Annotated in this window: 23 protein-coding genes; 6 read left to right on the top strand and 17 right to left on the bottom strand. The window is 68.1% G+C overall.

The window, feature by feature from the left end:
- Nucleotides 1–879 (top strand): DUF4082 domain-containing protein (locus EJC77_RS18860; RefSeq protein WP_125616391.1); only part of this gene is annotated, 879 nt, incomplete at its 5' end.
- Nucleotide 880: 1 nt separating this feature from the next.
- On the opposite strand, the gene EJC77_RS18855 is transcribed toward EJC77_RS18860, so the two are convergent.
- The 15 genes from EJC77_RS18855 to EJC77_RS18785 all read right to left on the bottom strand — a co-directional run bounded on the left by EJC77_RS18855 (nt 881) and on the right by EJC77_RS18785 (nt 14,583).
- On the bottom strand, nt 881–1,894 hold the full coding sequence (locus tag EJC77_RS18855; RefSeq protein WP_125616388.1) for a hypothetical protein: 1,014 nt from the start codon (nt 1,892–1,894) through the stop codon (nt 881–883).
- Entirely contained in the window at nt 1,891–3,183 is a 1,293-nt protein-coding gene (locus EJC77_RS18850; protein WP_125616386.1) for an MFS transporter, read from the bottom strand. The genes EJC77_RS18855 and EJC77_RS18850 overlap by 4 nt, the downstream gene beginning before the upstream one ends.
- An 11-nt stretch (nt 3,184–3,194) precedes the next feature.
- Nucleotides 3,195–3,899 (bottom strand): hypothetical protein, encoded by a 705-nt coding sequence (locus EJC77_RS18845; RefSeq protein ID WP_125616383.1) that lies wholly within the window; start codon nt 3,897–3,899, stop codon nt 3,195–3,197.
- A gap of 166 nt (nt 3,900–4,065) precedes the next feature.
- Nucleotides 4,066–5,013 carry a bifunctional DNA-formamidopyrimidine glycosylase/DNA-(apurinic or apyrimidinic site) lyase gene (gene mutM / locus EJC77_RS18840; RefSeq protein ID WP_125616380.1) on the bottom strand — a complete coding sequence of 316 codons (948 nt, stop codon included), beginning with the start codon at nt 5,011–5,013 and terminating at the stop codon, nt 4,066–4,068.
- A complete protein-coding gene (rnc, locus tag EJC77_RS18835; protein ID WP_125616377.1) occupies nt 5,006–5,773 on the bottom strand; it encodes a ribonuclease III in 768 nt (255 codons plus the stop codon). The genes mutM and rnc overlap by 8 nt, the downstream gene beginning before the upstream one ends.
- A gap of 18 nt (nt 5,774–5,791) precedes the next feature.
- On the bottom strand, nt 5,792–5,995 hold the full coding sequence (rpmF, locus tag EJC77_RS18830) for a 50S ribosomal protein L32 (RefSeq protein ID WP_125616374.1): 204 nt from the start codon (nt 5,993–5,995) through the stop codon (nt 5,792–5,794).
- Nucleotides 5,996–6,046: 51 nt separating this feature from the next.
- Nucleotides 6,047–6,526 (bottom strand): YceD family protein, encoded by a 480-nt coding sequence (locus tag EJC77_RS18825; protein WP_420820338.1) that lies wholly within the window; start codon nt 6,524–6,526, stop codon nt 6,047–6,049.
- A 311-nt stretch (nt 6,527–6,837) separates the two neighbouring features.
- Nucleotides 6,838–7,392, bottom strand: a complete 555-nt coding sequence (locus tag EJC77_RS18820; protein ID WP_125616368.1) for a DinB family protein — start codon at nt 7,390–7,392, stop codon at nt 6,838–6,840.
- A 16-nt stretch (nt 7,393–7,408) separates the two neighbouring features.
- On the bottom strand, nt 7,409–7,732 hold the full coding sequence (locus EJC77_RS18815; protein WP_125616365.1) for a hypothetical protein: 324 nt from the start codon (nt 7,730–7,732) through the stop codon (nt 7,409–7,411).
- Nucleotides 7,733–7,824: 92 nt separating this feature from the next.
- Nucleotides 7,825–8,331, bottom strand: coding sequence for a pantetheine-phosphate adenylyltransferase (gene coaD, locus EJC77_RS18810; protein ID WP_125616362.1), 507 nt, complete (start codon nt 8,329–8,331; stop codon nt 7,825–7,827).
- A gap of 297 nt (nt 8,332–8,628) precedes the next feature.
- The gene (locus EJC77_RS18805; protein WP_240630369.1) at nt 8,629–9,408 is read right to left on the bottom strand and encodes a 3-oxoacyl-ACP reductase; all 780 of its coding nucleotides are present in this window, start codon (nt 9,406–9,408) and stop codon (nt 8,629–8,631) included.
- Nucleotides 9,409–9,460: 52 nt separating this feature from the next.
- Entirely contained in the window at nt 9,461–10,822 is a 1,362-nt protein-coding gene (locus EJC77_RS18800; RefSeq protein ID WP_125616359.1) for an aldehyde dehydrogenase family protein, read from the bottom strand.
- Entirely contained in the window at nt 10,819–11,565 is a 747-nt protein-coding gene (locus tag EJC77_RS18795; protein WP_125616396.1) for a gamma-glutamyl-gamma-aminobutyrate hydrolase family protein, read from the bottom strand. The genes EJC77_RS18800 and EJC77_RS18795 overlap by 4 nt, the downstream gene beginning before the upstream one ends.
- Nucleotides 11,566–11,575: 10 nt before the next feature.
- Nucleotides 11,576–12,952, bottom strand: a complete 1,377-nt coding sequence (locus tag EJC77_RS18790; RefSeq protein WP_125616356.1) for a glutamine synthetase family protein — start codon at nt 12,950–12,952, stop codon at nt 11,576–11,578.
- An 83-nt stretch (nt 12,953–13,035) separates the two neighbouring features.
- Nucleotides 13,036–14,583, bottom strand: coding sequence for an amino acid permease (locus EJC77_RS18785; protein WP_125616353.1), 1,548 nt, complete (start codon nt 14,581–14,583; stop codon nt 13,036–13,038).
- Nucleotides 14,584–14,800: 217 nt separating this feature from the next.
- On the opposite strand from EJC77_RS18785, the gene EJC77_RS18780 reads away from it, so the two are divergent.
- The 3 genes from EJC77_RS18780 to EJC77_RS18770 all read left to right on the top strand — a co-directional run bounded on the left by EJC77_RS18780 (nt 14,801) and on the right by EJC77_RS18770 (nt 17,597).
- On the top strand, nt 14,801–15,532 hold the full coding sequence (locus EJC77_RS18780) for a FadR/GntR family transcriptional regulator (protein ID WP_240630368.1): 732 nt from the start codon (nt 14,801–14,803) through the stop codon (nt 15,530–15,532).
- 95 nt (nt 15,533–15,627) lie between these two features.
- Nucleotides 15,628–16,824 carry an aminotransferase class I/II-fold pyridoxal phosphate-dependent enzyme gene (locus EJC77_RS18775; protein ID WP_125616350.1) on the top strand — a complete coding sequence of 399 codons (1,197 nt, stop codon included), beginning with the start codon at nt 15,628–15,630 and terminating at the stop codon, nt 16,822–16,824.
- Nucleotides 16,824–17,597 (top strand): spermidine synthase, encoded by a 774-nt coding sequence (locus EJC77_RS18770; protein ID WP_125616347.1) that lies wholly within the window; start codon nt 16,824–16,826, stop codon nt 17,595–17,597. The genes EJC77_RS18775 and EJC77_RS18770 overlap by 1 nt, the downstream gene beginning before the upstream one ends.
- Here EJC77_RS18770 and EJC77_RS18765 read toward each other — a convergent pair.
- Nucleotides 17,594–17,902 carry a helix-turn-helix transcriptional regulator gene (locus EJC77_RS18765; RefSeq protein WP_125616344.1) on the bottom strand — a complete coding sequence of 103 codons (309 nt, stop codon included), beginning with the start codon at nt 17,900–17,902 and terminating at the stop codon, nt 17,594–17,596. The genes EJC77_RS18770 and EJC77_RS18765 overlap by 4 nt on opposite strands.
- Nucleotides 17,899–18,252, bottom strand: coding sequence for a type II toxin-antitoxin system RelE/ParE family toxin (locus tag EJC77_RS18760; RefSeq protein ID WP_125616341.1), 354 nt, complete (start codon nt 18,250–18,252; stop codon nt 17,899–17,901). The genes EJC77_RS18765 and EJC77_RS18760 overlap by 4 nt, the downstream gene beginning before the upstream one ends.
- Nucleotides 18,253–18,562: 310 nt before the next feature.
- On the opposite strand from EJC77_RS18760, the gene EJC77_RS21405 reads away from it, so the two are divergent.
- Nucleotides 18,563–18,697, top strand: coding sequence for a hypothetical protein (locus EJC77_RS21405; protein ID WP_276309093.1), 135 nt, complete (start codon nt 18,563–18,565; stop codon nt 18,695–18,697).
- 300 nt (nt 18,698–18,997) lie between these two features.
- Nucleotides 18,998–19,720 carry a metallophosphoesterase family protein gene (locus EJC77_RS18755; RefSeq protein ID WP_125616338.1) on the top strand — a complete coding sequence of 241 codons (723 nt, stop codon included), beginning with the start codon at nt 18,998–19,000 and terminating at the stop codon, nt 19,718–19,720.
- The last annotated feature ends 48 nt before the right edge of the window (nt 19,721–19,768 follow it).

Genomic DNA, 19,768 nt, shown 5'->3' with positions numbered 1-19,768 from the left:
ACCGGCGCGTACGCCTACAACGCCACCTTCCCCAAAAACACCTCCTCCGCCAGCTACCTCGTCGACGTCATCTTCCAACCCACGCCGCCGCCGCTGACCATTGCCTCGCAGTCCCCCGTCCCGGGCGCCATCGATGAGCCCGCCGGCACGGCCATTTCGGCGACCTTCTCCGCCGCCCTGGCCTCGGGCTACGGCTATACGGTCGCGAGTGGCTCCACGACGCTGGCAGCCACGGCGGCGCTGTCCACGGACGGCAAGACGCTCACGGTGACGCCCACACAGCCGTTGCCCAACAACGCGCAGGTCACGGTGACGCTGACGGGCCTGAGGTCGACCCAGGGGGCCACCCTGGCCGACACGTCGTGGACGTTCGCCACCGCGGACACCTCGGCCAACCCGGCCAGCTACTCGCTGTTCGGCGCCCTGGTGCCGCAGACCCCGTCGAACTCCGGCGACACGGCGGGCATCGAGCTGGGCTTGTCGTTCAGCAGTTCGCAGGCCGGCACCATCACCGGCATCCGCTTCTACAAGGGGGCGGCGAACACGGGCACCCACACGGGATCCATCTGGAGCTCGGCGGGCACCCGGCTGGCCACGGTCACGTTCGCGAACGAGACACCCACCGGCTGGGAGTCCGCCACGCTGGCCACCCCGCTGGCCATCAGCGCCAACACCACGTACGTCGTCTCCTACTACGCCCCCAACGGCGGCTACGCCTCCACCCCGGCGTTCTTCGGCACCGCGTTCACCCGGGGCCCGCTGATGGCCCCGGCCGGCGCCAACGGCGTGTACGTCTACGGCAGCGGCGGCGTGATGCCCACCTCGTCGTGGAACTCGACCAACTATTTCGTGGACGTCGTGTTCAAGCCCGCAGGCTGAGTCACCGGACCACCGACGGGGACCACGCATGTGCAATGAACAACGACGGCGCGTCCCCGGCCCGGGTGCCGATCGACCAGACGTCGTCGTCACCGACGGCGCCTTCGCGCGGCAGCCCGTACAGCAGGGTCGAATCGTTCAGCCATTCGACCTGGTCGTCGACGCTGCGGGTTTCGGCCAGCACGGTTTCCTTGTTGGTGGCCAAGTCCAGCACGGCGATGTTCCAGTGCGGCACCGGCCCGGGCGTGACGTTCTTCTTGTAGGCGATCCGCCTGCCGTCCGGGGACAGTGACGGGCATTCGGCGGTCTCGTGCACGGAGGTGAGCGTGCGGGCCCGCAGGTCCCCCTTCACCAGCCAGGTGCGGGTGCCGGCGGCGGCGGTGGCGTAGAACGTGTTGTCGTCGTTGCCGAACGTGACGCCCCAGAAGTTCCTGTCCGCGGGCGCGAGCCTGTGGCCGTCCACGATCAGAGTGAAGTCCTCAAGGTTCCCGTAGTCCCCGCCGGCGACCTTGCTGATGACGGTGGCCGTGGAGAAACTCGTCGGCGCATAGGCGTGGCCGGTGACGAACGCCGTGGAGGCGACGAGCTTCCCGTCCGTGGAGACCCGGGTACGGCTGGGGATGCCGGGCAGCGGCCAGGACTTCTCCTGCCGCCATTGCGAATCGTACACGGCCGCCTCGAAGGTCGTGACGATGCCGGCGTTGGTGCGCAGGCAGGCCTGGGTGCCGCCGGCCGAGTAGACCCGGTCGCAGACGGCGTCGGTGACGGTCCGGGGCCCCCCGGGATCCGCGACCGGCACCTCGGCCACATGCCCGTACCCGGCGCCGGCGGCGGTGTTGCGGAAGACGACGTGCGGCCCCGACAGGCCGGTGCCGGCGGTGTCCAGGGCCACGGCGGCCGGCGCGGACTGGCGCTGCTGGTAGCCGATGAAGGACCACACCCCATAGCCGGTGGCCGCGGCCAGTGCCACCACGGTGATGGCGATGAGCCACGTCCAGCGCGCCCGCGCGCTCATGCGGCGTTCACCGCGGTCCGCATGCCGCGCACTATGACACTGGCGGCGGGGATGGCGACCGCCAGGGCCACGGCGACCAGCAGGATGGCGTTGCCGCGGCCCAGGGTGAACCACAACAGCCCGAAGCCGGTCGAGGCGACGAGCCGGGCGACGGCGACCACCGTCTGGGCCGCCGCGATGCCGCTGGCCCGGCTCGCCGCGGTGGAGAACTGGCCGGCCAGGGCCGCCAGCACGCCGTCCGTGGCCGCGTAGAACACGCCGAGCAGCAGCAGGCACGTCAGTGTGGCCGCCGCGCCGGTAGTGGGCAGCGCGGCGCACACGTAGGCGGCGAGCAGGGCGCAGTGGCCGGCGATGAACACGCGGGTGCGCCCCCACCGGTCGGCGAGCCGGCCCAACGGGATGGCCAGCGCCAGATACGCGATGTTGGTGCCCACGTACAACAGCGGAAACCACTGGGTGGCAAACTGCGCCCGGCTTTGAAGAACCAGGTAAATGAACCCGTCCCCCACGGTCAGCAGCCCGAAGATGGCGGCGACAACCAGCAGGCGGCGCAGCCTGGGGTTGTTCAGGTCACGCCAGGCGAACGGGGCGCGCCGCCCCGTTGACGCCAACGTCCCGGGAGCCTCCCGCGCACCGCCGGCCGCCGCCGTCGTGCGGTGTTTCCGGCCCGGCACCATGATGCCCAGCACGGCAAACCCGATCACGCCGCAGGCCAGCGACACGACGAACACGGTGTGGTAGCCGTTGGGGATGATCAACAGCACCAGGAACGCGAGCAGCGGCCCCACCGTGGCGCCCACGGTGTCGAGCATCCGGTGCACGCCGAAGGACCGGGCCAGGTGTTCGGGCTGGGCCGCGCCGGTGATCATGGCGTCCCGCGGCGCCGTGCGAATGCCCTTGCCGATCCGGTCGGTGGCGATGATGGCCGTGATGGCGCCGAAGCCGGTGGCGACCAGGAGCCCGGCCCGGGTCACCATCGAGAGCCCGTAGCCGAGCACGGCCACCGACTTGTGCCGGTCGGAGGTGTCGGCCGCCCACCCCGCACCGATGCGCACGACGGCGCTGACGCCCTGGTAGATGCCGTCGAGAAAGCCGTAGGCGACCATGGACAGCCCCAGCGCCCCGGTGATGTACAGGGGCAGGACGGCGGCCACGGACTCGGAGGAAATGTCCGTGAACATGCTCACGATGCCGAGCGAGACGATGACGGGTGACAGCCGGAACGGCGTGCCTGACCGGACCGTCTCGTCGGCAGTGCCGCCGCGGCGATCGGAAAAGGAGAGGTACATGGGCGGCAGTCCTACTTCCCGGCGTGCAGGACGCCGTAGACGATGTAGCTGGATCCGCCTCCCTTGACCGGTGTGACGGTCACGGTGACCTTGTCATCGCCGCGGGTGAACCACCGGGCCGTCGATCCCGGCACCGCCGGGGCGTCCGAGGCGCTGAGTCCCAGCTGGGCCAATTCCGACTGGTAGAAGGCCAGCACGGCCAATGGTTCGGTGGACGTGGTGGCGACGAGGGTGGCCTGCAGGGTGGATTGCTGGGCGCTCACCGAGCTGTTGGTGATGGCTGATGACGGTACCGGTGGGAGCACCTTGCCCGGGTACCCTGCGACGAGTTTGCCGGTGGCGCTGGCCGTCGCGGGCAGCGGCAGGGAAATCAGGGGCCCGTCGGTACGCGATGCCGGCAGGGTCGGCGCCCCCGACGGAGCCGGTGTCCGGACCTCCAGCGGCTTGCCGGGATCCGGCGTGGCGGCGGGCGCCTTCGGGTTGGTGGGGGCCGTGGATTTCGGGACGGACGACGCCGGCCCTCCCGTTGCGCCGGCGGGCGCGGTTGCGCTGCCGGACTGCCGGGCGGGAGAGGACACGGCTCCTGGGGTGCCTGTTCGCCCGCTCGCCGCTTGTTCCGTTGCCGGGGACGGTGGCAGCAGGTTCAGCACCACGGCCACACCGGCGATGAGCGCGGCGAGGACCAGTCCCACGATCACCAAGCGACGAGGCTTCATTGATCCCCCTACTCCATGCCCGGTTGGCGGAATCCACGTCATGCATTCCGAACGGATGGCCCGTGCGGCGCGGCCGCGCGGCACTTTCGGTCAACGATACCCCTGCAAGGCAGCGGTGGGGCCAACTCCAAGACAACGATGTGGCATCGGGGCGCCCGGAACAGGCCTACCAGCGGGCGTTGCGCGGCTTCGGCTGGCAGACGGGGCAGCTGTACGAGGACCGGTTCATGAAGGAGTCGCGCCGGATGCGGGTCGCCAAACCCACGGAGGCGCAGCGCGGGCAAGGCTCGCCCTCGCGCCCGTACGCGTTCAGGGATCGGGCAAAGTAGCCGGACGCCCCGTTGACGTTCACGTACAGGGAGTCGAAGCTCGTGCCGCCGGCGTCCAAGGCCCGGCCCATCACGTCGCGGGCGGCGGCGACGATGCGTTCCGTGTCCGGCCGGCGCATCGTGTCGGTGGGCCGGGCGAAGTGCAGGCGGGCCACCCAGAGAGCCTCGTCCGCGTAGATGTTGCCGATCCCGGAGACGAGCCCCTGGTCGAGCAGGGCCCGTTTCAGCCCGGACTTCCGGGCGCGCAGCGACCGGTGGAACAAGTCCGGCGAAAACGCGGGATCGAGCGGGTCGCGGCCAATGTGTGACGCCTCCGCCGGGATCAGCGGCCACCCCGCGGCGGCGGACATTCCGCCCGGCCGGCCATCGGAGGTGGGGACCAGCGAGGTGACGAACAATCCGCCGAAGATGCGCTGGTCGACGAATCGCAACTCGGCGGGCAAGGACGAGTGGCCGGACAGGGTGAACCGGACCTTGAGGTGCTTCTCATGCGGCTGGTCGGAGGACTCGACCAGCAGCTGGCCGCTCATGCCCAGGTGCGCCACCAGCGCGGTGTGCGGCGGACCGGACACCGGGCCGGAGGAAAGCGGCATCCACAGGAACTTCCCGCGCCGCACCACGTCCAGCACGGTGGCGCCCAGGAGGTTCCCGCGGAAGTCCTCCGGACCCAACAGGTGCCGCCGGACGGACCGGGGGTCAACAACCGCAACGCCCTCGATGGTCCGGCCGGTGACCCATTTCGCCAGGCCGCGCCGCACCACCTCCACTTCGGGAAGCTCAGGCACCGCCGGCACCCGGGGAGGGTGCGCCGTCGTCCGTTCCGGATCGGGACAGCGCAAGCCACCCCTCGGCGGCGGCGGCCCGCTCCGCTTCCTTCTTCGACGGGCCGGTGCCGGTGCCGTAGTGCGTGCCGCCGATGACCAGGCGGGCCTCGAAGGAACGGTCGTGGTCGGGGCCGGTGCCGGTGACGTCGTAGACGATCGTGCCGAGGCGCCGGGCGGCGGAGACTTCCTGGATGTTGGTCTTCCAGTCGGTGCCCGCGCCGAGCATGTCCGCGTCGGCGAGCAGCGGGCCGACCAGGCGCATGACCAGCGCACGCGCCACCTCGATGCCGTTGGCCAGGTAGGTGGCGCCGATGAGGGCCTCCATGGTGTCGGCCAGGATGGAGGACTTGTTGCGGCCCTTGGTGAGCTGTTCGCCCTGGCCCAGGTAGATGAACTCGCCGATGCCCAGGCCCCGGCCGATCACGGCCAGCGCGCGGGTGCTCACGACGGCGGAGCGGCGCTTGGCCAGCTCCCCCTCGGGCAGGTCCGGGTTGTCCCGGTACAGCGCCTCGGTGACGGAGTAGCCCAGGATGGAGTCGCCGAGGAACTCGAGGCGCTCGTTCGTGGGGATGCCACCGTGCTCGTACGCGTACGAGCGGTGTGTGAGGGCAAGACGAAGCGTCCCGGCGTCGATGTCGACGCCGAGACGCTTCAGCAGCAGGCGGTGCCCGTCGTCCAGGGGTTCATCCCCGGGCGCGGGCGATCCTGCAGAATTATTCATGCCAGTGGGTAGCCGGGCTCAGACGTCGGCGACCTTGCGGCCCTTGTACTCCAGGAACAGTGCGGTGCCGGCGGAGTCGCGGACAACCTTGGCCTGGTGCGGCAGGCTGTAGACAACCTGGCCGTTTTCGATGGTCTTGACCAGGGTAGGCGCGGTGGCCTTCCACTGGGAACGGCGCGCGCGGGTATTGGCACGGGACATCTTCCGCTTGGGAACAGCCACGTCAAACTCTTTTCTCTCGATGGCCCGGTCACCCGGGCGCATGCATGTACGCTAGTTTTCTTCGCCGGTTAAGCCCTGCAGGGCCGCCCACCGTGGATCCAGGATCTCGTGGTGGTGCCCCGGCTCATCCGCCAGGTGGATTCCGCATTCGGAACACAATCCCTGGCAGTCTTCCCGGCACACCGGCTGGAACGGCAGGGCGGTTACCACTGCGTCCCGCAACACCGGTTCAAGATCGATCGAATCGTGCTCGACCCAACGTTGCTGTTCTTCGTCCTCCACAGCCTCGCCGCCGGACGGCTGCTCGTAGAGGAAGAGTTCTTGCACATCGACGTCCAGGTCATACGCAAGGGGATCCAGGCATCGGGAGCACTCGCCCGCCACTTCGGCGAAGACGGTGCCCGAGACCAGGATTCCTTCGTGTACGGCCTCGAACCTCAAGTCAAGGTCCAAGTCGGATTCGGGTTTGACGCCAATGAGCGGCGTGCCAAAATCCGTTGGTACCGGCACATGTTCGTGAAAAGTCCGCATGCTGCCCGGGCTGCGCCCAAGCTCCTTGACACTGACGAGCAAGGGCGAGCCATGGTTGGACCGATCGCCCAACGTGGTTGCGCTAATGAGAACTCCTGTAGAACATATGACCGACGTGCCATCTTAGCCCACAACCGTCACCGGCATCAAAACAGGCGGGGCGGGACCTAAACGGCCTTGCCCAGTCTACGGCAGCGGCCCGGCCGCAGTCGACGCCGCGACACGGCCCTGTGGGTGAACTCACGTGTCGCCGGGGTTGTGCAGGGCAAGTACGACGCCGGGTGCCCGGGCGCTGGCCTTCCGCCGGCCGTTCAGGCCGCGGATCCCGGCGCCTGTGGGTCGCCTGGTGCCACGAGCGTGAGCTGGCGGGCATGGAAGTCGAAGTGGAGCGTGGGGTAGGCGTACACGTCGGCCAGGGACATGGCGGGCGTGAAGAACGGGTCCCAGCGGGTGGGAAAGTCCATGCCGCGATCCAGTGATGCGGCGCTCTCGCGGCCCAGGCGGCCGGCCAGGGCCTGGGTGGTCGTCTCCATCTTGCGGAGCATCCGGCGCCGGTTGTAGACCTTGGCGGCAGCCACGGAGCCCCAGTAGTTCACCACGTCGAAGGCCGGGGTGGTGGCGTTCAGGGCGTGGGCGAAGCCCCGCGCCCAGGAGCGTGGGAGCCGGCCGACGATCCGGACCAGCGGCAGCAGCACCCGGACGACCATGTAGCCGAAGACCATGTGGAACAGCAGTTCCTCGTTGGTCCACCGGGTGCCGGCGCTGGGCGCCCCCAGTTGCGCGGGCGTGGCGTGTTGCAGGTATGCGTCCAGCTCGTGGCAGGCGCGCCCGTAACCGGCAACGATGTCCTCGACGGGTGCGTCCATGGCCGTCGTGGTCCGCTCACGTCGTTCCAGCGGCCCGGGCCGCCGCGCGCAGCCCGTCGCTCAGGGACTCGAGGGTGGGCAGGCCGGCGAGGCCGCCCGGCGTGGGGTACACCCGGCAGGTGACGGCCAGTTCGGCGTCGGCAGGGAACAGGTCCGTCCCGTCGATGGTGAACGTCGGGGAGCCGTGGAAGTCCAGGTCCGCGGCCTCGTCATCCGTGGCGATTTCCCGGATGGTCATCGCGGCCGGGTCAATGCCCTCAAGCGCGAGTGCCTGGGCGAACAACTTCCCGGCGGACGCCCCGTGGGGGCAGCCGGGGATGGTGCGCAGTTCAATATCCATGCTCCCATTATCCTGTCTTGGGGGCTTGTCCGGCCATCGGGGACTTCCAGCCGCTGTTGGCGCCAACGAACAGGACGCCTGGCGTGCCGGCCCTACTTCCTCGGCACCACCGGCGTCGGGTGCGTGTCAGGGCCGCCGCGCAGCCGGCGGAACACGGCCCGCGGCACGTAGTCGTTCACGTCCCCGCCCAGGTTCGCCACTTCCTTGATGAGGGTGGAGGACAGGTGCAGGTAGCGCGACTCCCCCGGCAGGAACACGGTCTCGACGCCGCTGAGCTGCCGGTTCATGGTCGCCATGGGCAGCTCGTAGTCGAAGTCGGACGAGGACCGCAGGCCCTTCACGATGGCCGATGCGCCGCGTTCGTGGCAGAAGTCGGACAGCAGCCCGTCGCCCATCGGCTCCACGATGATGCCGGACAGCGCCGAGAGCGTGGTTCGGGCCATGTCCAGCCGCTCGGCCAGCGTGAAACGGTACTTTTTCGCGTAGTTCGTCGACACCGCCACGATGACCTCGTCGAACAGGCCCGACGCGCGCGCGATCACCTCCAGGTGACCGTTGTGGATGGGGTCGAAGGATCCGGGGCATACCGCTCTGCGCATGGGCCGAATGTATCCGACAATGGCCGCTCCTCCTTGCAGTTTTGCCGCGTGTTTCCGCGAAAGGTCCCGTTACCCCTCGGTAACCCAAGGCTACCGGCGGGTAGCCCGGGATTGTGACGGACGCACGACGGCGGTATGCGCCTGCCGCGGGCCCGGCACCTGGTTGCCGCGCGGACGTGGCCTGAGGCCGCCGGCGACGGGCCCTTTTCTGGCAGCCCGGAATATCCGGCCTCCAACGAAGCCGCGGCCGGTCCCGGGATCAAATTCGGGACCAGCCGCGGATCGGTGGATCCAGGCTCAGGCCGGCGTCACGTACGCCCCCGAGATGCCGCCGTCCACCAGGAATGTGGACGCCGTGATGAACGAGGAGTCGTCGCTGGCCAGGAACGCCACGGCGGCGGCCAGTTCCTCGGGCTCGGCAAAGCGTCCCAACGGGATGTGGACCAGGCGTCGCGCCGCCTTCTCGGGATCCTTGGCGAACAACTCCTTGAGTAGCGGCGTGTTGACCGGGCCGGGGCACAGGGCGTTGATGCGGATCCCCTGGCGGGCAAATTCCACGCCCAGTTCCCGGCTCATGGCCAGGACCCCGCCCTTGGAGGCGCTGTAGGAGATCTGCGACGTCGCGGCCCCCATCACCGCCACAAAGGACGCCGTGTTGATGATGGACCCCTTCCCCTGTTCCTGCATGTAGGGGATGGCGTACTTGCAGCAGTAGTACACGCTGGTCAGGTTCACCTCCTGCACCTTGCGCCACGCGTCGATGCCCGTCTGAAGGATGGACCCGTCCTCCGGCGGGGAGATGCCGGCGTTGTTGAACGCGATGTCAACGCTGCCATAGTGCGCCTTCGCCGCGGCGAAGAGGTCGATGACCTGATCCTCATCGGTCACGTCGACGGGGACGAAAATACCGCCGACGGCGTCCGCTGCGGCCTTGCCGGTGGCCGGGTCAACGTCCGCCACCACCACGTTGGCGCCTTCGGCGGCGAATCTCTTGGCGGTCGCCAGGCCTATTCCGCTGGCCGCCCCGGTGATGACGGCGGTGCGGTCCTTGAGCCGGTTGGAAATGATGTCGGTCATGGGGTTCTCTCCTTGGAGGTTGGGGTCTTGGTGGTAAGTGTGGAAACGGGTGCTAGGTGGCGATGAAGACGTTCTTCGTCTCCGTGAACGCGTCCAGCGCGTCCGGCCCGAGCTCGCGGCCGAGCCCGGACTGCTTGAAACCGCCGAACGGGGTGGCGTAGCGGACCGAGGAATGGGAATTCACGGACAGGTTGCCGGCCTCCACGCCGCGGGCCACGCGCAGTGCCTTGCCCGCGTTCTGGGTCCAGATGGATCCGGAGAGCCCGTACACGGAGTCGTTGGCCATGCGGACCGCGTCCGCCTCATCCTCAAAGGGAACGACGACGACGACGGGCCCGAAGATCTCCTCCCGGTAGGCGGGTGCATCAAAGTCGACAGGCGCCAGCACCGTGGGCGGGAACCAGAATCCGCGGCCCTGCGGCGCCGTCCCCTGGAACAGGACAGGGGCGCCGGCCGGCACAAACGAGGAAACGGTCTCAAGCTGCTTGGCCGAAATCAGCGGTCCCATCACGGTGTCCTCGTCGGCCGGATCCCCCACCGTGACGGCATGGATGGCAGGCTCCAACAGGCCCAGGAATTTCTCGTACACGGATTTCTGCACCAGGATCCTGGACCGGGCGCAGCAGTCCTGGCCGGAATTGTCGAACACGCCGCCGGGAGCCGCGGCCGCCGCCTGTTCCAGGTCCGCATCGGCAAAAATGATGTTGGCGCTCTTGCCGCCCAGTTCCAGCGTCACCGGCTTGATTTGCCCGGCGCAGCCGGCCATGATCCTTTTGCCCACGCCCGTGGACCCCGTGAACACGACCTTGCGCACCAGCGGGTGCGTGACGAAGCGCTCCCCCACCAGCGAGCCCTTTCCGGGGATGATCTGCAGCACGCCCTCCGGCAGGCCGGCCTGCAGTGCCAGCTCGCCCAGCCGGATGGCGGTCAGCGGCGTCAGCTCCGCGGGCTTGAGCACCACGGTGTTGCCAGCGGCGAGCGCGGGCGCGAACCCCCAGGCGGCGATGGGCATGGGGAAGTTCCAGGGAACTATCACCCCCACCACGCCGAGGGGTTCATGGAAGGTGAGGTTGACGCCGCCGGGCACCGGGATTTGCCGGCCGAAGTGCCTTTCGGGGGCGCCGGAATAGTAGTTCAGGACGTCCCGGACGTTGCCGGCCTCCCAGCGGGCGTTGCCTATGGTGTGTCCGGCGTTGAGGACCTCCAGCCGGGCCAGGTTCTCCAGGTCGGCGTCCACGGCCGCCGCGAAGCGGCGCAGCAGCAGGGCCCGGTCGGCCGGCGCCACGTTCCGCCAGGATTCAAAGGCGGCGGCGGCGCGTTCGATCGCGGCGTCGGTCTGGTCCAGGCCGGCCAGGTCAATGGTCTGGACCAGTTCCTCGGTCGCCGGGTTCAAGATGTCAAAGGAGACGCTCATCCCGCACTCGTTTCTGCTTGCGTTCGGTGGTTGCGGGCGGCCGCGACAAAGCCCTCGAAGAGCCGCAAATCGTCGGGGTTTTGTTCGGGGTGGAACTGCACGCCCAGAGCCCAGCCACCGTCGGTGGTTTCCACTGCCTCGATGGTTCCGTCGGCCGCGCGGGCGGTGACGCACAGCCCGGCACCGAGCGTGTCCAGGGCCTGGTGGTGGTAGACCGGGGCCATGGCCCGCTGCCCGAGCAGTTCGGCGCTGAGGCTGCCCGGGGTGGTGGTGAACTCGACCTGGCCGAAGACCCCCGGCGCGGGCTGGTAGTCGGCCTCCGGCAGCACATCGGGCAGGTGCTGGATCAGGTCCCCGCCCAGGGCCACGTTGAGGATCTGGGCGCCGCGGCAAATCGCAAACAGGGGCAGCCCCTTCTGTAGCGCCGCCCGGGTCAGGGCGAGGTCGTGGTCGTCGCGTTCCGGCTGGCTGGCCGTCCTCTCGTGCGGTTCGGCGTTGTAGCTGGCCGGATCCACGTCCACCCCGCCCACCACGATCAACCCGTCTACCAGGTCCAGCACCGACGTGTCCGTGCCCACCGGCGGCAGCAGCACGGGGCTGCCGCCGGCGGCCACAACAGCCTGGACATACGTGCCCGGCAGGACCACCGCCGTCGTGTCCCAGACGCCCCAACTGGCCTGCTGGTAGTAGGTGGTCAGCGCAATCCTGGGGCGGTACGCGGCGCCGGCCGCACCCGCACCCATCTTTGACGTGTCAGAGCCGTTCAAAGCCGCGCACCCTCTCCCAATCGGTGATGGCACTGCCGTAGGCCCGCAACTCGACATCCGCGGCGTTCACGTAGTGGTCCACCACGTCATCGCCCAACGCCTTGCGGGCAATGGTGCTGCCGGCCAGCAGTTCGCGGGCGTCGCGCAGGCTGGTCGGCAACCGGTCCGCGCCCGAGGTGTAGGCGTTGCCGGTGGTGATGTCCGGCAACTCCAGCTGGTTCTCAATCCCGTAGATGGCCGAGGCGATGATGGCCGCCACCGCCAGGTACGGGTTCACGTCTCCGCCGCCGGCCCGGTTTTCGGTCCGCAGCGATGGGCCGTGGCCCACGATGCGCAGCGCGCACGTCCGGTTGTCCAGCCCCCAGGCAATGGCCGTGGGGGCGAAACTGCCTTCGACGAACCGCTTGTACGAGTTGATGTTCGGGGCCAGGAAGTAGCTCAGTTCCTTCATGCACGCCAGCTGGCCGGCCACAAAGTGTTCCATCACCTTGCTGAAGCCGTACTTGCCGTCGCCCGCCAGCACGGGGCCGCCGTCGAGCCTCCTCAGGCTCAGGTGCACATGGCAGGAGTTGCCCTCCCGCTCATTGAACTTCGCCATGAACGTCAGGCTCTTGCCGTGCTGGGCGGCGATCTCCTTGGCACCGTTCTTGTAGATCGCGTGGTTGTCGCACGTGGTCAGGGCCTCGTCATAGCGGAACCCGATCTCCTGCTGGCCCAGGTTGCATTCGCCCTTGGCCGCCTCCAGGTACAGTCCCGCACCCTCCATGCCGACGCGGATGTCCCTGATCAGGGGCTCCAGGCGTGTGGTGGCCAGCAGCGAGTAGTCCACATTGTGCAGCGTGGACGGTGTCAGGTTGGTGTAGTTCTTCCGCCATGCGTCCTCGTAGGTGTCCTCGAACAGGATGAATTCCAGTTCGGTGCCGGCGTACGCCTGGTAGCCCAGTTCGGCCAGCCGATCGATCTGCCGCTTGAGGATTTGCCGCGGGGAGGCGACGACGGGCGAATCGTCCAGCCAGAGCACGTCGCAGAGCACCAGGGCGGAGCCCGGCACCCACGGCAGGACCCGCAGGGTGGCAAGGTCCGGCTTCATGACCATGTCGCCGTAGCCGTCCTGCCAGGAGGACATGGCGTAACCGTCCACCGTGTTCATCTCCACGTCCACGGCCATCAGGTAGTTGCAGCCTTCCGCGCCGTGGGTCATGACCTCGTCGAGGAAGAACCGGGCGCCGCAGCGTTTGCCCTGCAGCCGGCCCTGGGTGTCCGTGATGGCGACGATGACGGTGTCGATGTCGCCGGCATGGACGAGGCCGGCCAGTTCATCGGCACTGATGAGCCCCTTGGTGGTCTGGGATGTGTGTGACATGGCGTGGTTCCTGACTTGCTTGGCGTGGGTGGTGGCTTGACGGGTGTTCGTTGTCGCGTGTTCTTTGTCGCGGCGGCCCGGACCTAGTCCAGCAGCTTGTCCGCGTCCATGGTCAGGTGCTCGGCCTCGGCGCTGGTCATGAAGGTCTTCCTGCCGCGGGTGTACCAGAGCACGGTGGCCAGGACAAAGACGGCGACGACGGCGATGGGCGCGTAGTTGAACGTGTCGATGGTGATCGGGAAGACCGGCGGCAGGACGAACAGGACGCAGATGAAGGCAACCCAGACGACCGCGATCCACCCGATGAGCGGGCTCCACTTGCCCAGATTCCACGGGCCCGGGGTGAAGTCCTTGTTGAGCCGGCGCAGCAGCACCGGTGTCACATAGGCGACGTAGAGGCCGATGACGGCCACGGAGGTCACCGCGAGGTAGGCCGTCGTGTTGAACAGGGCCGGGGAGGCGAGCACGATGGCGCCGCCTACGCACAGCCAGATCGAGTTGGTGGGGGTGCCGGTGCGCTTGTTGACCTTGGCCCAGTGCTTGGACCCGGGCAGCGCGTTGTCCCGGGAGAAGGCGTACGTCATTCTGGAGTTGGCCGTCACGGACGCCATGCCGCAGAAGAACTGGGCGCCGCAAACGATGAACAGCAAGAACTTGGCCATGGTCGGGTTGTTGAGCGCGTCCAGGAAGATCTGCGCCGGCGGCAGCCCGGTCGGTGAGGCGAGCGTCTTTGCCAGACCGGCCTCCGAGCCGTCCGGAATGGCCGAGGTGATGGTGTACAGCAGGATCCAGCCGCCGATGATGGACACCACCACGCTCATCACGATGCCCTTGGGCGCGGCGACGGCGGCGTTCTTGGTCTCCTCGGCGACGTGGGCGGAGGCGTCGTAGCCGGTGTAGGTGTACTGGGCCATCAGCAGGCCCATGAAGAACACGTACGGGGCGAAGCTCCACCCCGTCTCGTTGTGCCACGCGGTCATCGTCCAACTGAATGACTGGTGGCTGGTGGGCAGGATCCACAGGACGGCCACGATGATCGCGACGCCGCCGATGTGCCACCAGGCGGACAGGTTGGACAGTCTGCTCACCAGCTTCACGCCAAAGCTGTTCAACAAGGCGTGGATGACCATCAACACCACAAACAGCGCGAACGTGCCGACCGCCGTCGGCTCGACGCCGAACGTCAGGGCCGCGAATGCCATCATGGTGGTGGCGGCGCCGAAGTCGATGGCGGCCGTGACGGCAATTTCACCGAGGAAATTGAACCAGCCCACATACCAGGCCCACTTCTTCTTGTCACGCTTGGCGAGCCGGCCGGCCCAGAAGTACAGGCCCCCGGCCGTGGGGTACCTGGAACACACCTCGGCCATGGCCAGTGCCACGCACAGCACGAAAACGCCGGCGATGGGCCACCCCAGGTTGATGGCGGCCGGACCGCCGGAACGCAGCGCAATCGCATAGGAGGTGATGCAGCCGGCCAGAATGGAAATGATGGAGAAGGACACGGCAAAGTTGGAAAACCCGGACATGCCGCGGTGAAGTTCCTGCTTGTAGCCGAGCTCGGCCAGGGCCGCCGCATCGGCATCGTCAATGGACTGCTGGGTCGCAGCCGCGGTGGGACGTTCGCTCATGAGATTTCGCTATCTGTAGAGTGGATGGTTCACGGCGGCAGGCCCGCCGAGTGGGTCCCCAAGTCAAGACAATCCAATGGACTGTTTTCAGGCCCTAAGATCTTGACCAAGTGTGATCCGGCGCACACATGAAGTCAATAGCTCCGCAAAAATTTGAGCTGAGACGGCTTATGGGCCAACCCCATTGGTCTATAAGTGGATGGTTTAGGATGGACACATGAAGCAGCAAATGCTTGATTCCCGGTATCCCGTGCTCGGGCCCCTGCGCCATGGCAACGCCTTCGAGGAAACCATCGGGCGGATTCTCCAGAGCATCAAACTGGGCATGTTCGGTTCCGGGGACAAGCTGCCGCCCGAACGCGAACTGTCCGACCTGTTGGGCGTCTCACGTTCCACCCTGCGCGACGCCTTGGCGGAATTGCAGACGGCCGGCTACATCGAGGTCCGGCGGGGACGCTACGGGGGCACGTATGTCTCCCGGAACAGGCCCGCCAACCCCCGGGAACTTCGCCCGTTGGACTCGGCCGAGGTTGAGGACGTGCTCATTTTCCGCCGGGTGGTTGAACCGGCCGCCGCGTCATTGGCAGCCCGGGCCAGCCTCACCGCCGGGGCGCGCAGCCACCTGCTGGCCACCCTGGCCGATGTATCCAACGCTCCGGCCGAACTGTACCGGCCCAAGGATGCGCGCTTCCACGTGGCCATCGCCGAACTCAGCGGGTCCCCCACCCTGACGTCGGCCGTCGCCGCCGCCAGGGCACGTGTCAGCGACCTCCTGGACCGCATCCCGTTGCTCGCGCCCAACCTTCAGCACTCCAATGAGCAGCATCAGCAGATTGTGGACGCCATCCTCCGCGGCGATGCCGACGGCGCCGCCAGGGTTGCCCTGGATCACCTGGACGGGACAGCCGCCCTGCTGCGCGGCTTCCTCGGAACCAGCACGGACGAATGACCATGGCGGGGCGCCCAACCCGCTGCCGGTAACGTAGGCAGGGCGGTCCGCGTCGGCGTGACCCGCCAGACCCTTCTCCAGACAGGGAGCACACGATGACCATGCCATGGCAACGCACCGCCGCGGGGGCCAACCTGCTCGGCCCGGACGGCTCGCTGGGTGTGACCATCTTCGAGGAGATGACGACGCTGGCCGCCCGGCACGGGGCCATCAACCTGGGCCAGGGCTTCCCCGACGAGGACGGGCCCGCCGCGATCAGCCGGATCGCCCGGGACGCCATCGCGGCCGGCGACAACCAGTACGCCCCCGGCAAGGGCATCCTGGACCTGCGCCGGGCCGTGGCCGAGCACCAGGAACGCTTCTACGGCCTGACGCCGGACCCGGAGACGGAGATCATCATCTCCACGGGCGCCACGGAGGCCATCGCCGCGGCCATCCTCTCGCTCACCGGCCCGGGCGACGAGGTGCTGACGTTCGAGCCGTTCTACGACGCGTACGGTGCCATGATCGGCCTCAGCGGCGCCACGCACACCACCGCCGCGCTGCTGGCGCCGGACTTCATGCCGGACCTGGGCACGCTGGAGCACAGTTTCAGCGAACGCACCCGCATGGTCATCGTGAACAACCCGCACAACCCGACCGGCGCCGTCTTCCCGCCGGAGGTGCTGCGGGAGGTTGTCCGGCTGGCCACGAAGTACGACGCGCTGATCCTCACCGACGAGGTGTACGAACACCTGACGTTCGGCGTCGCCCACACCCCCGTGGCCACGATGCCCGGCGCCGCGGAACGCACGCTGACCATCTCCTCGGCCGGCAAGACGTTCTCCTTCACCGGCTGGAAGATCGGCTGGCTGTCCGGGCCCGCGGAGCTCGTGGCCGCGGCCCGGACGGTCAAGCAGTTCCTCAGCTACTCCTCCGGCACGCCCTTCCAGACGGCCATCGCGCATGCGCTGCGCATGGAGGACGCGTTCTTCACCGACGCCGCGGCGACACTGCAGCGCAAGCGCGACATCCTGGCCGACGGCCTGCGCGCCGCCGGCATGGAGGTTTACACGCCCCAGGGCACGTACTTCATCAACGCGGACACGTCCCCGCTGGGCTTCACCGATTCGCTGGCCCTGGCCCGCCGGCTGCCAGAGCTGGTGGGCGTGGCGGCCATCCCGGTCCCCGTGTTCTGCCACGCCGAGGGTGCCGAGCGCACCAAGTCGCTGCTGCGGTTCGCGTTCTGCAAGAAGGTCGAACTGCTTGAGCGGGCGGCTGGGCAGTTGGCCACCTTGAAGGAGCACCTGTAGTGGGCGCCCCGCGCAGGTTCCTGCGCACCGGCGGCGTGCACGCCACGATCGATCCGGATCCCTGGCACGAGGACGCCTACGTGCTCAGCATCGACGGGCACGAACAGTCGCAGGTTAGCCTGGCCCATCCGGAGGACGTGTTCTACGAATACCTGCGCCGCATCGCGAACGTCGTGGACCTGGTGAAACCGGCCGGTGACCCCATCACGGCGCTGCATCTGGGCGCCGGGGCGTTGACCCTGGCGCGCTACATCCAGGCGACGCGGCCCGGCTCGGTGCAGCACGCCGTGGAGCTGGAGCGCGAGTTGCTGGACTTCGTCATCGAGCACCTGCCGCTGCCGGACGGCACCGACCTGGCGCCGCACATCGGCGACGCACGCGAGGCGCTCGGTGACCTGCCCGCGGACGCACGGTTCGACGTCGTGATTGTGGACATCTTCAGCGGACCGGAGGCGCCCGCCCACCTGGCCTGCCGCGAGTTCTACGAGGAGGCGGCCGCGCTGCTGACGCCGGGCGGTGTGCTGGCGGTCAATGTGGGCGACGAGCCCGGCTTCACGCTGGTCTCCAGCCAGGCGCGGGCGCTGCGCGCGGCGATGCCGGCCGTCGCCGCGTACGGCGCAACGAACCTGTTCACGCGCCGGTACCCCGGCAACGTCATCCTGCTCGGGACCCGGACCTGGCCGGATGGCTGGTCGGCGGCGTTGACGGCGCGCGGCCCGCACCCGGCCACGGTGCTCACCGGCGTGGAGCTGGACGGTCTGGCCGGATCCTAAGCCGCGTCGATCTCTATGCGCAGCTCCCGCCCCAAGGCCCGTGCCACACGCCAGAGCATCGGGACTGTGGGTACCTGGCCGCCGTTCTCGATGCTGGAAATGACCGATTGGCGGGTCCCGGCGCGTCGTGCCAGTTCGGTCTGTGACAACCCGGCCGACGTGCGCGCCTGGTAGACCAACTCGGCCAACTGGAGCCTCATTTCCTCCTCAGCCTCGGCGGCGTCAAACTCGGCTCGCTCGGCCTCGTTCATGCCGGCCAGGGCCCGCGCCTCGATGTCCCGCCACGGGGTTGTGGATGTGTTCATCGCTCCTCGCCATCCTTCCTCTCGTTCTCCCGCACCACGGCATGCGCCGCCTGCGCCCTGCGCGCCCGCAATACTTCGGCCCGTTCATTTTCCCGCTGCTTGCGAAATGTCGTCAGCGTCACTGCCTGTCGGCCAGGGTCGAGGACGTAGGTAATTCGTCGGGCGACATTCTCGCAGGTAAAGCGAAGCTCATACAGCCCGCTACCCAAGGACCGAGAGAGTGGCATACCGAGCATGTGGCCTCGTTGCTCCAACCGAGTGACAACTCGCCGCACTGCAGCCTTCCCCGAGGGGGACAACCCGACATACCATTCGCGAACCTCCTCGGAAAAGGAAACAGTCCAACCCATGCAAGAACTATAGTTCACATCGGATATCTGATACAGAGAATATCCCGGAATCGCAACCTGCCACAGTCCCCACGAGCGTGGAGCTGGACGGATTCAGCCCTCGTTTGGAGGCAACACGCCAGTGGGAAGCGTGTTCCGGGCCCAAGCCGACGGCCAACAGGGGCTGGTTCCGTCGGACCACCCGGCGAACCGGTAAGCTCGAAGAGCCCGGCCACCCGGGCAGCCGCAACCGAACTGGAGGACAATGTCCCGGGCCCACTCCATACCACGGGCACGACCGCGCACGTCGAGCCCCCACGCGTTCCGTGGGGTGACCCGCAACCCGGACCGCTCCCACGAGCGCAAGCGCCTGGTCATCGGTGCTGTGGCGTGGGCCGTAGTTGTGGTCGCCGTGGCGTCGTTGTACTTCGCCCTCGCCCCATTGGTGCGGCACCTGCTGCGCTGAACGCCAAGCACGGCAACAAGATCCACTGGCCTCCCCAACAGGCTAATCGCCCCAACGGGCGGCAAACGCACCTGACATGCCACTGAAGGACAGCCCCCTGGAACGCCGCGAACCCCACCCCCACATCCCGCCTATCCACTTTTTTGTGGAACCGTCACGTCGTGCATTCCTGGGAGCCTTGGGCGTGACTTCGCTGGCCTTGGCCGGCTGCACGGGACCGGCGCCGCGGCCCACGCCCATCTCCGGGACCACTCCCCGACCGAGACCGGCCCCGGCCTCACGACGCTCCAGGCACGGCTGGTGGCCGGCGACAGGCTGGATCCGGGCAAGCCGTACCGACGCCTGGCAATGGACGGGCCGGCGCCGATTGTGGTTCGCGAGGACCTGCAGCGCGCGCTCCCCAACCGCACGGCAAAGCGGACAGCACTGGCCGCGTTCGGGCACATCACGGACACCCACATCATGGACCCGACGTCGCCAGCGCACATCACGTCGACATTCTTCCGAGGCACGACCGCGTTCTCGGAGAAGGAGACGCACTACTTCCGGCCGCAGGACTCCCTGACCGTCCAGGTCATGGACGCGATGATCCGGCGCCTGAACGCGGTGAGCCAGGGCCCGGCAACGGGGCGCACCTTCGACTGCTACATCTCCACCGGCGATGCCAGCGACAATCGCGGCACCAATGAGGTGCACGCGTTCATCGATGTGATGAACGGCCGGAAATCCTCCGCGTTCGCCTTTCCGGGCACGTATGAGGGGTTGCAGTCCTCGAAACTCCTGCCTGCGAATCTGGCCAAGTTCATCTGGCAGCCGGTGCCCCCGAAGGGAGACTCAGCGTCACGGGTCTGGACGGATGGCTACGGCTTTCCGACGTCCGCCCAGGTGTTGGCGGACGCGTCCCGGCCGGTGGCCGCCGAAGGCGCCAATGTCCCTTGGTACTCGGGCTTCGGCAACCACGACGAGCTGGCGCACGGCGGGACCAATCCCCTAGGTGCGTGTGTCAGTAGTCGTTTCGGATAGTTTTTAAAACGCCGGGAGATCAACCGGGCTGGCGGTGGTGGGGCTGGG

It is taken from the genome of Specibacter cremeus, assembly GCF_003946885.1.
GTDB classification, from domain to species: Bacteria; Actinomycetota; Actinomycetes; order Actinomycetales; family Micrococcaceae; genus Specibacter; species Specibacter cremeus.
The sequence above is the reverse complement of the archived record's forward strand: the minus strand, read 5'-3'. Positions and strand labels throughout refer to the sequence as shown.

Coding starts and splice junctions, on each gene's coding strand:
- EJC77_RS18855 (WP_125616388.1), bottom strand. CDS start 1,894: ATGAGCGCGCGGGCGCGCTGGACGTGGCTCATCGCCATCACCGTGGTG.
- EJC77_RS18850 (WP_125616386.1), bottom strand. CDS start 3,183: ATGTACCTCTCCTTTTCCGATCGCCGCGGCGGCACTGCCGACGAGACG.
- EJC77_RS18845 (WP_125616383.1), bottom strand. CDS start 3,899: ATGAAGCCTCGTCGCTTGGTGATCGTGGGACTGGTCCTCGCCGCGCTC.
- rnc (WP_125616377.1), bottom strand. CDS start 5,773: ATGAATAATTCTGCAGGATCGCCCGCGCCCGGGGATGAACCCCTGGAC.
- EJC77_RS18825 (WP_420820338.1), bottom strand. CDS start 6,526: ATGCGGACTTTTCACGAACATGTGCCGGTACCAACGGATTTTGGCACG.
- EJC77_RS18820 (WP_125616368.1), bottom strand. CDS start 7,392: ATGGACGCACCCGTCGAGGACATCGTTGCCGGTTACGGGCGCGCCTGC.
- EJC77_RS18815 (WP_125616365.1), bottom strand. CDS start 7,732: ATGGATATTGAACTGCGCACCATCCCCGGCTGCCCCCACGGGGCGTCC.
- coaD (WP_125616362.1), bottom strand. CDS start 8,331: ATGCGCAGAGCGGTATGCCCCGGATCCTTCGACCCCATCCACAACGGT.
- EJC77_RS18805 (WP_240630369.1), bottom strand. CDS start 9,408: ATGACCGACATCATTTCCAACCGGCTCAAGGACCGCACCGCCGTCATC.
- EJC77_RS18800 (WP_125616359.1), bottom strand. CDS start 10,822: ATGAGCGTCTCCTTTGACATCTTGAACCCGGCGACCGAGGAACTGGTC.
- EJC77_RS18795 (WP_125616396.1), bottom strand. CDS start 11,565: ATGGGTGCGGGTGCGGCCGGCGCCGCGTACCGCCCCAGGATTGCGCTG.
- EJC77_RS18790 (WP_125616356.1), bottom strand. CDS start 12,952: ATGTCACACACATCCCAGACCACCAAGGGGCTCATCAGTGCCGATGAA.
- EJC77_RS18785 (WP_125616353.1), bottom strand. CDS start 14,583: ATGAGCGAACGTCCCACCGCGGCTGCGACCCAGCAGTCCATTGACGAT.
- EJC77_RS18780 (WP_240630368.1), top strand. CDS start 14,801: ATGAAGCAGCAAATGCTTGATTCCCGGTATCCCGTGCTCGGGCCCCTG.
- EJC77_RS18775 (WP_125616350.1), top strand. CDS start 15,628: ATGACCATGCCATGGCAACGCACCGCCGCGGGGGCCAACCTGCTCGGC.
- EJC77_RS18765 (WP_125616344.1), bottom strand. CDS start 17,902: ATGAACACATCCACAACCCCGTGGCGGGACATCGAGGCGCGGGCCCTG.
- EJC77_RS18760 (WP_125616341.1), bottom strand. CDS start 18,252: ATGGGTTGGACTGTTTCCTTTTCCGAGGAGGTTCGCGAATGGTATGTC.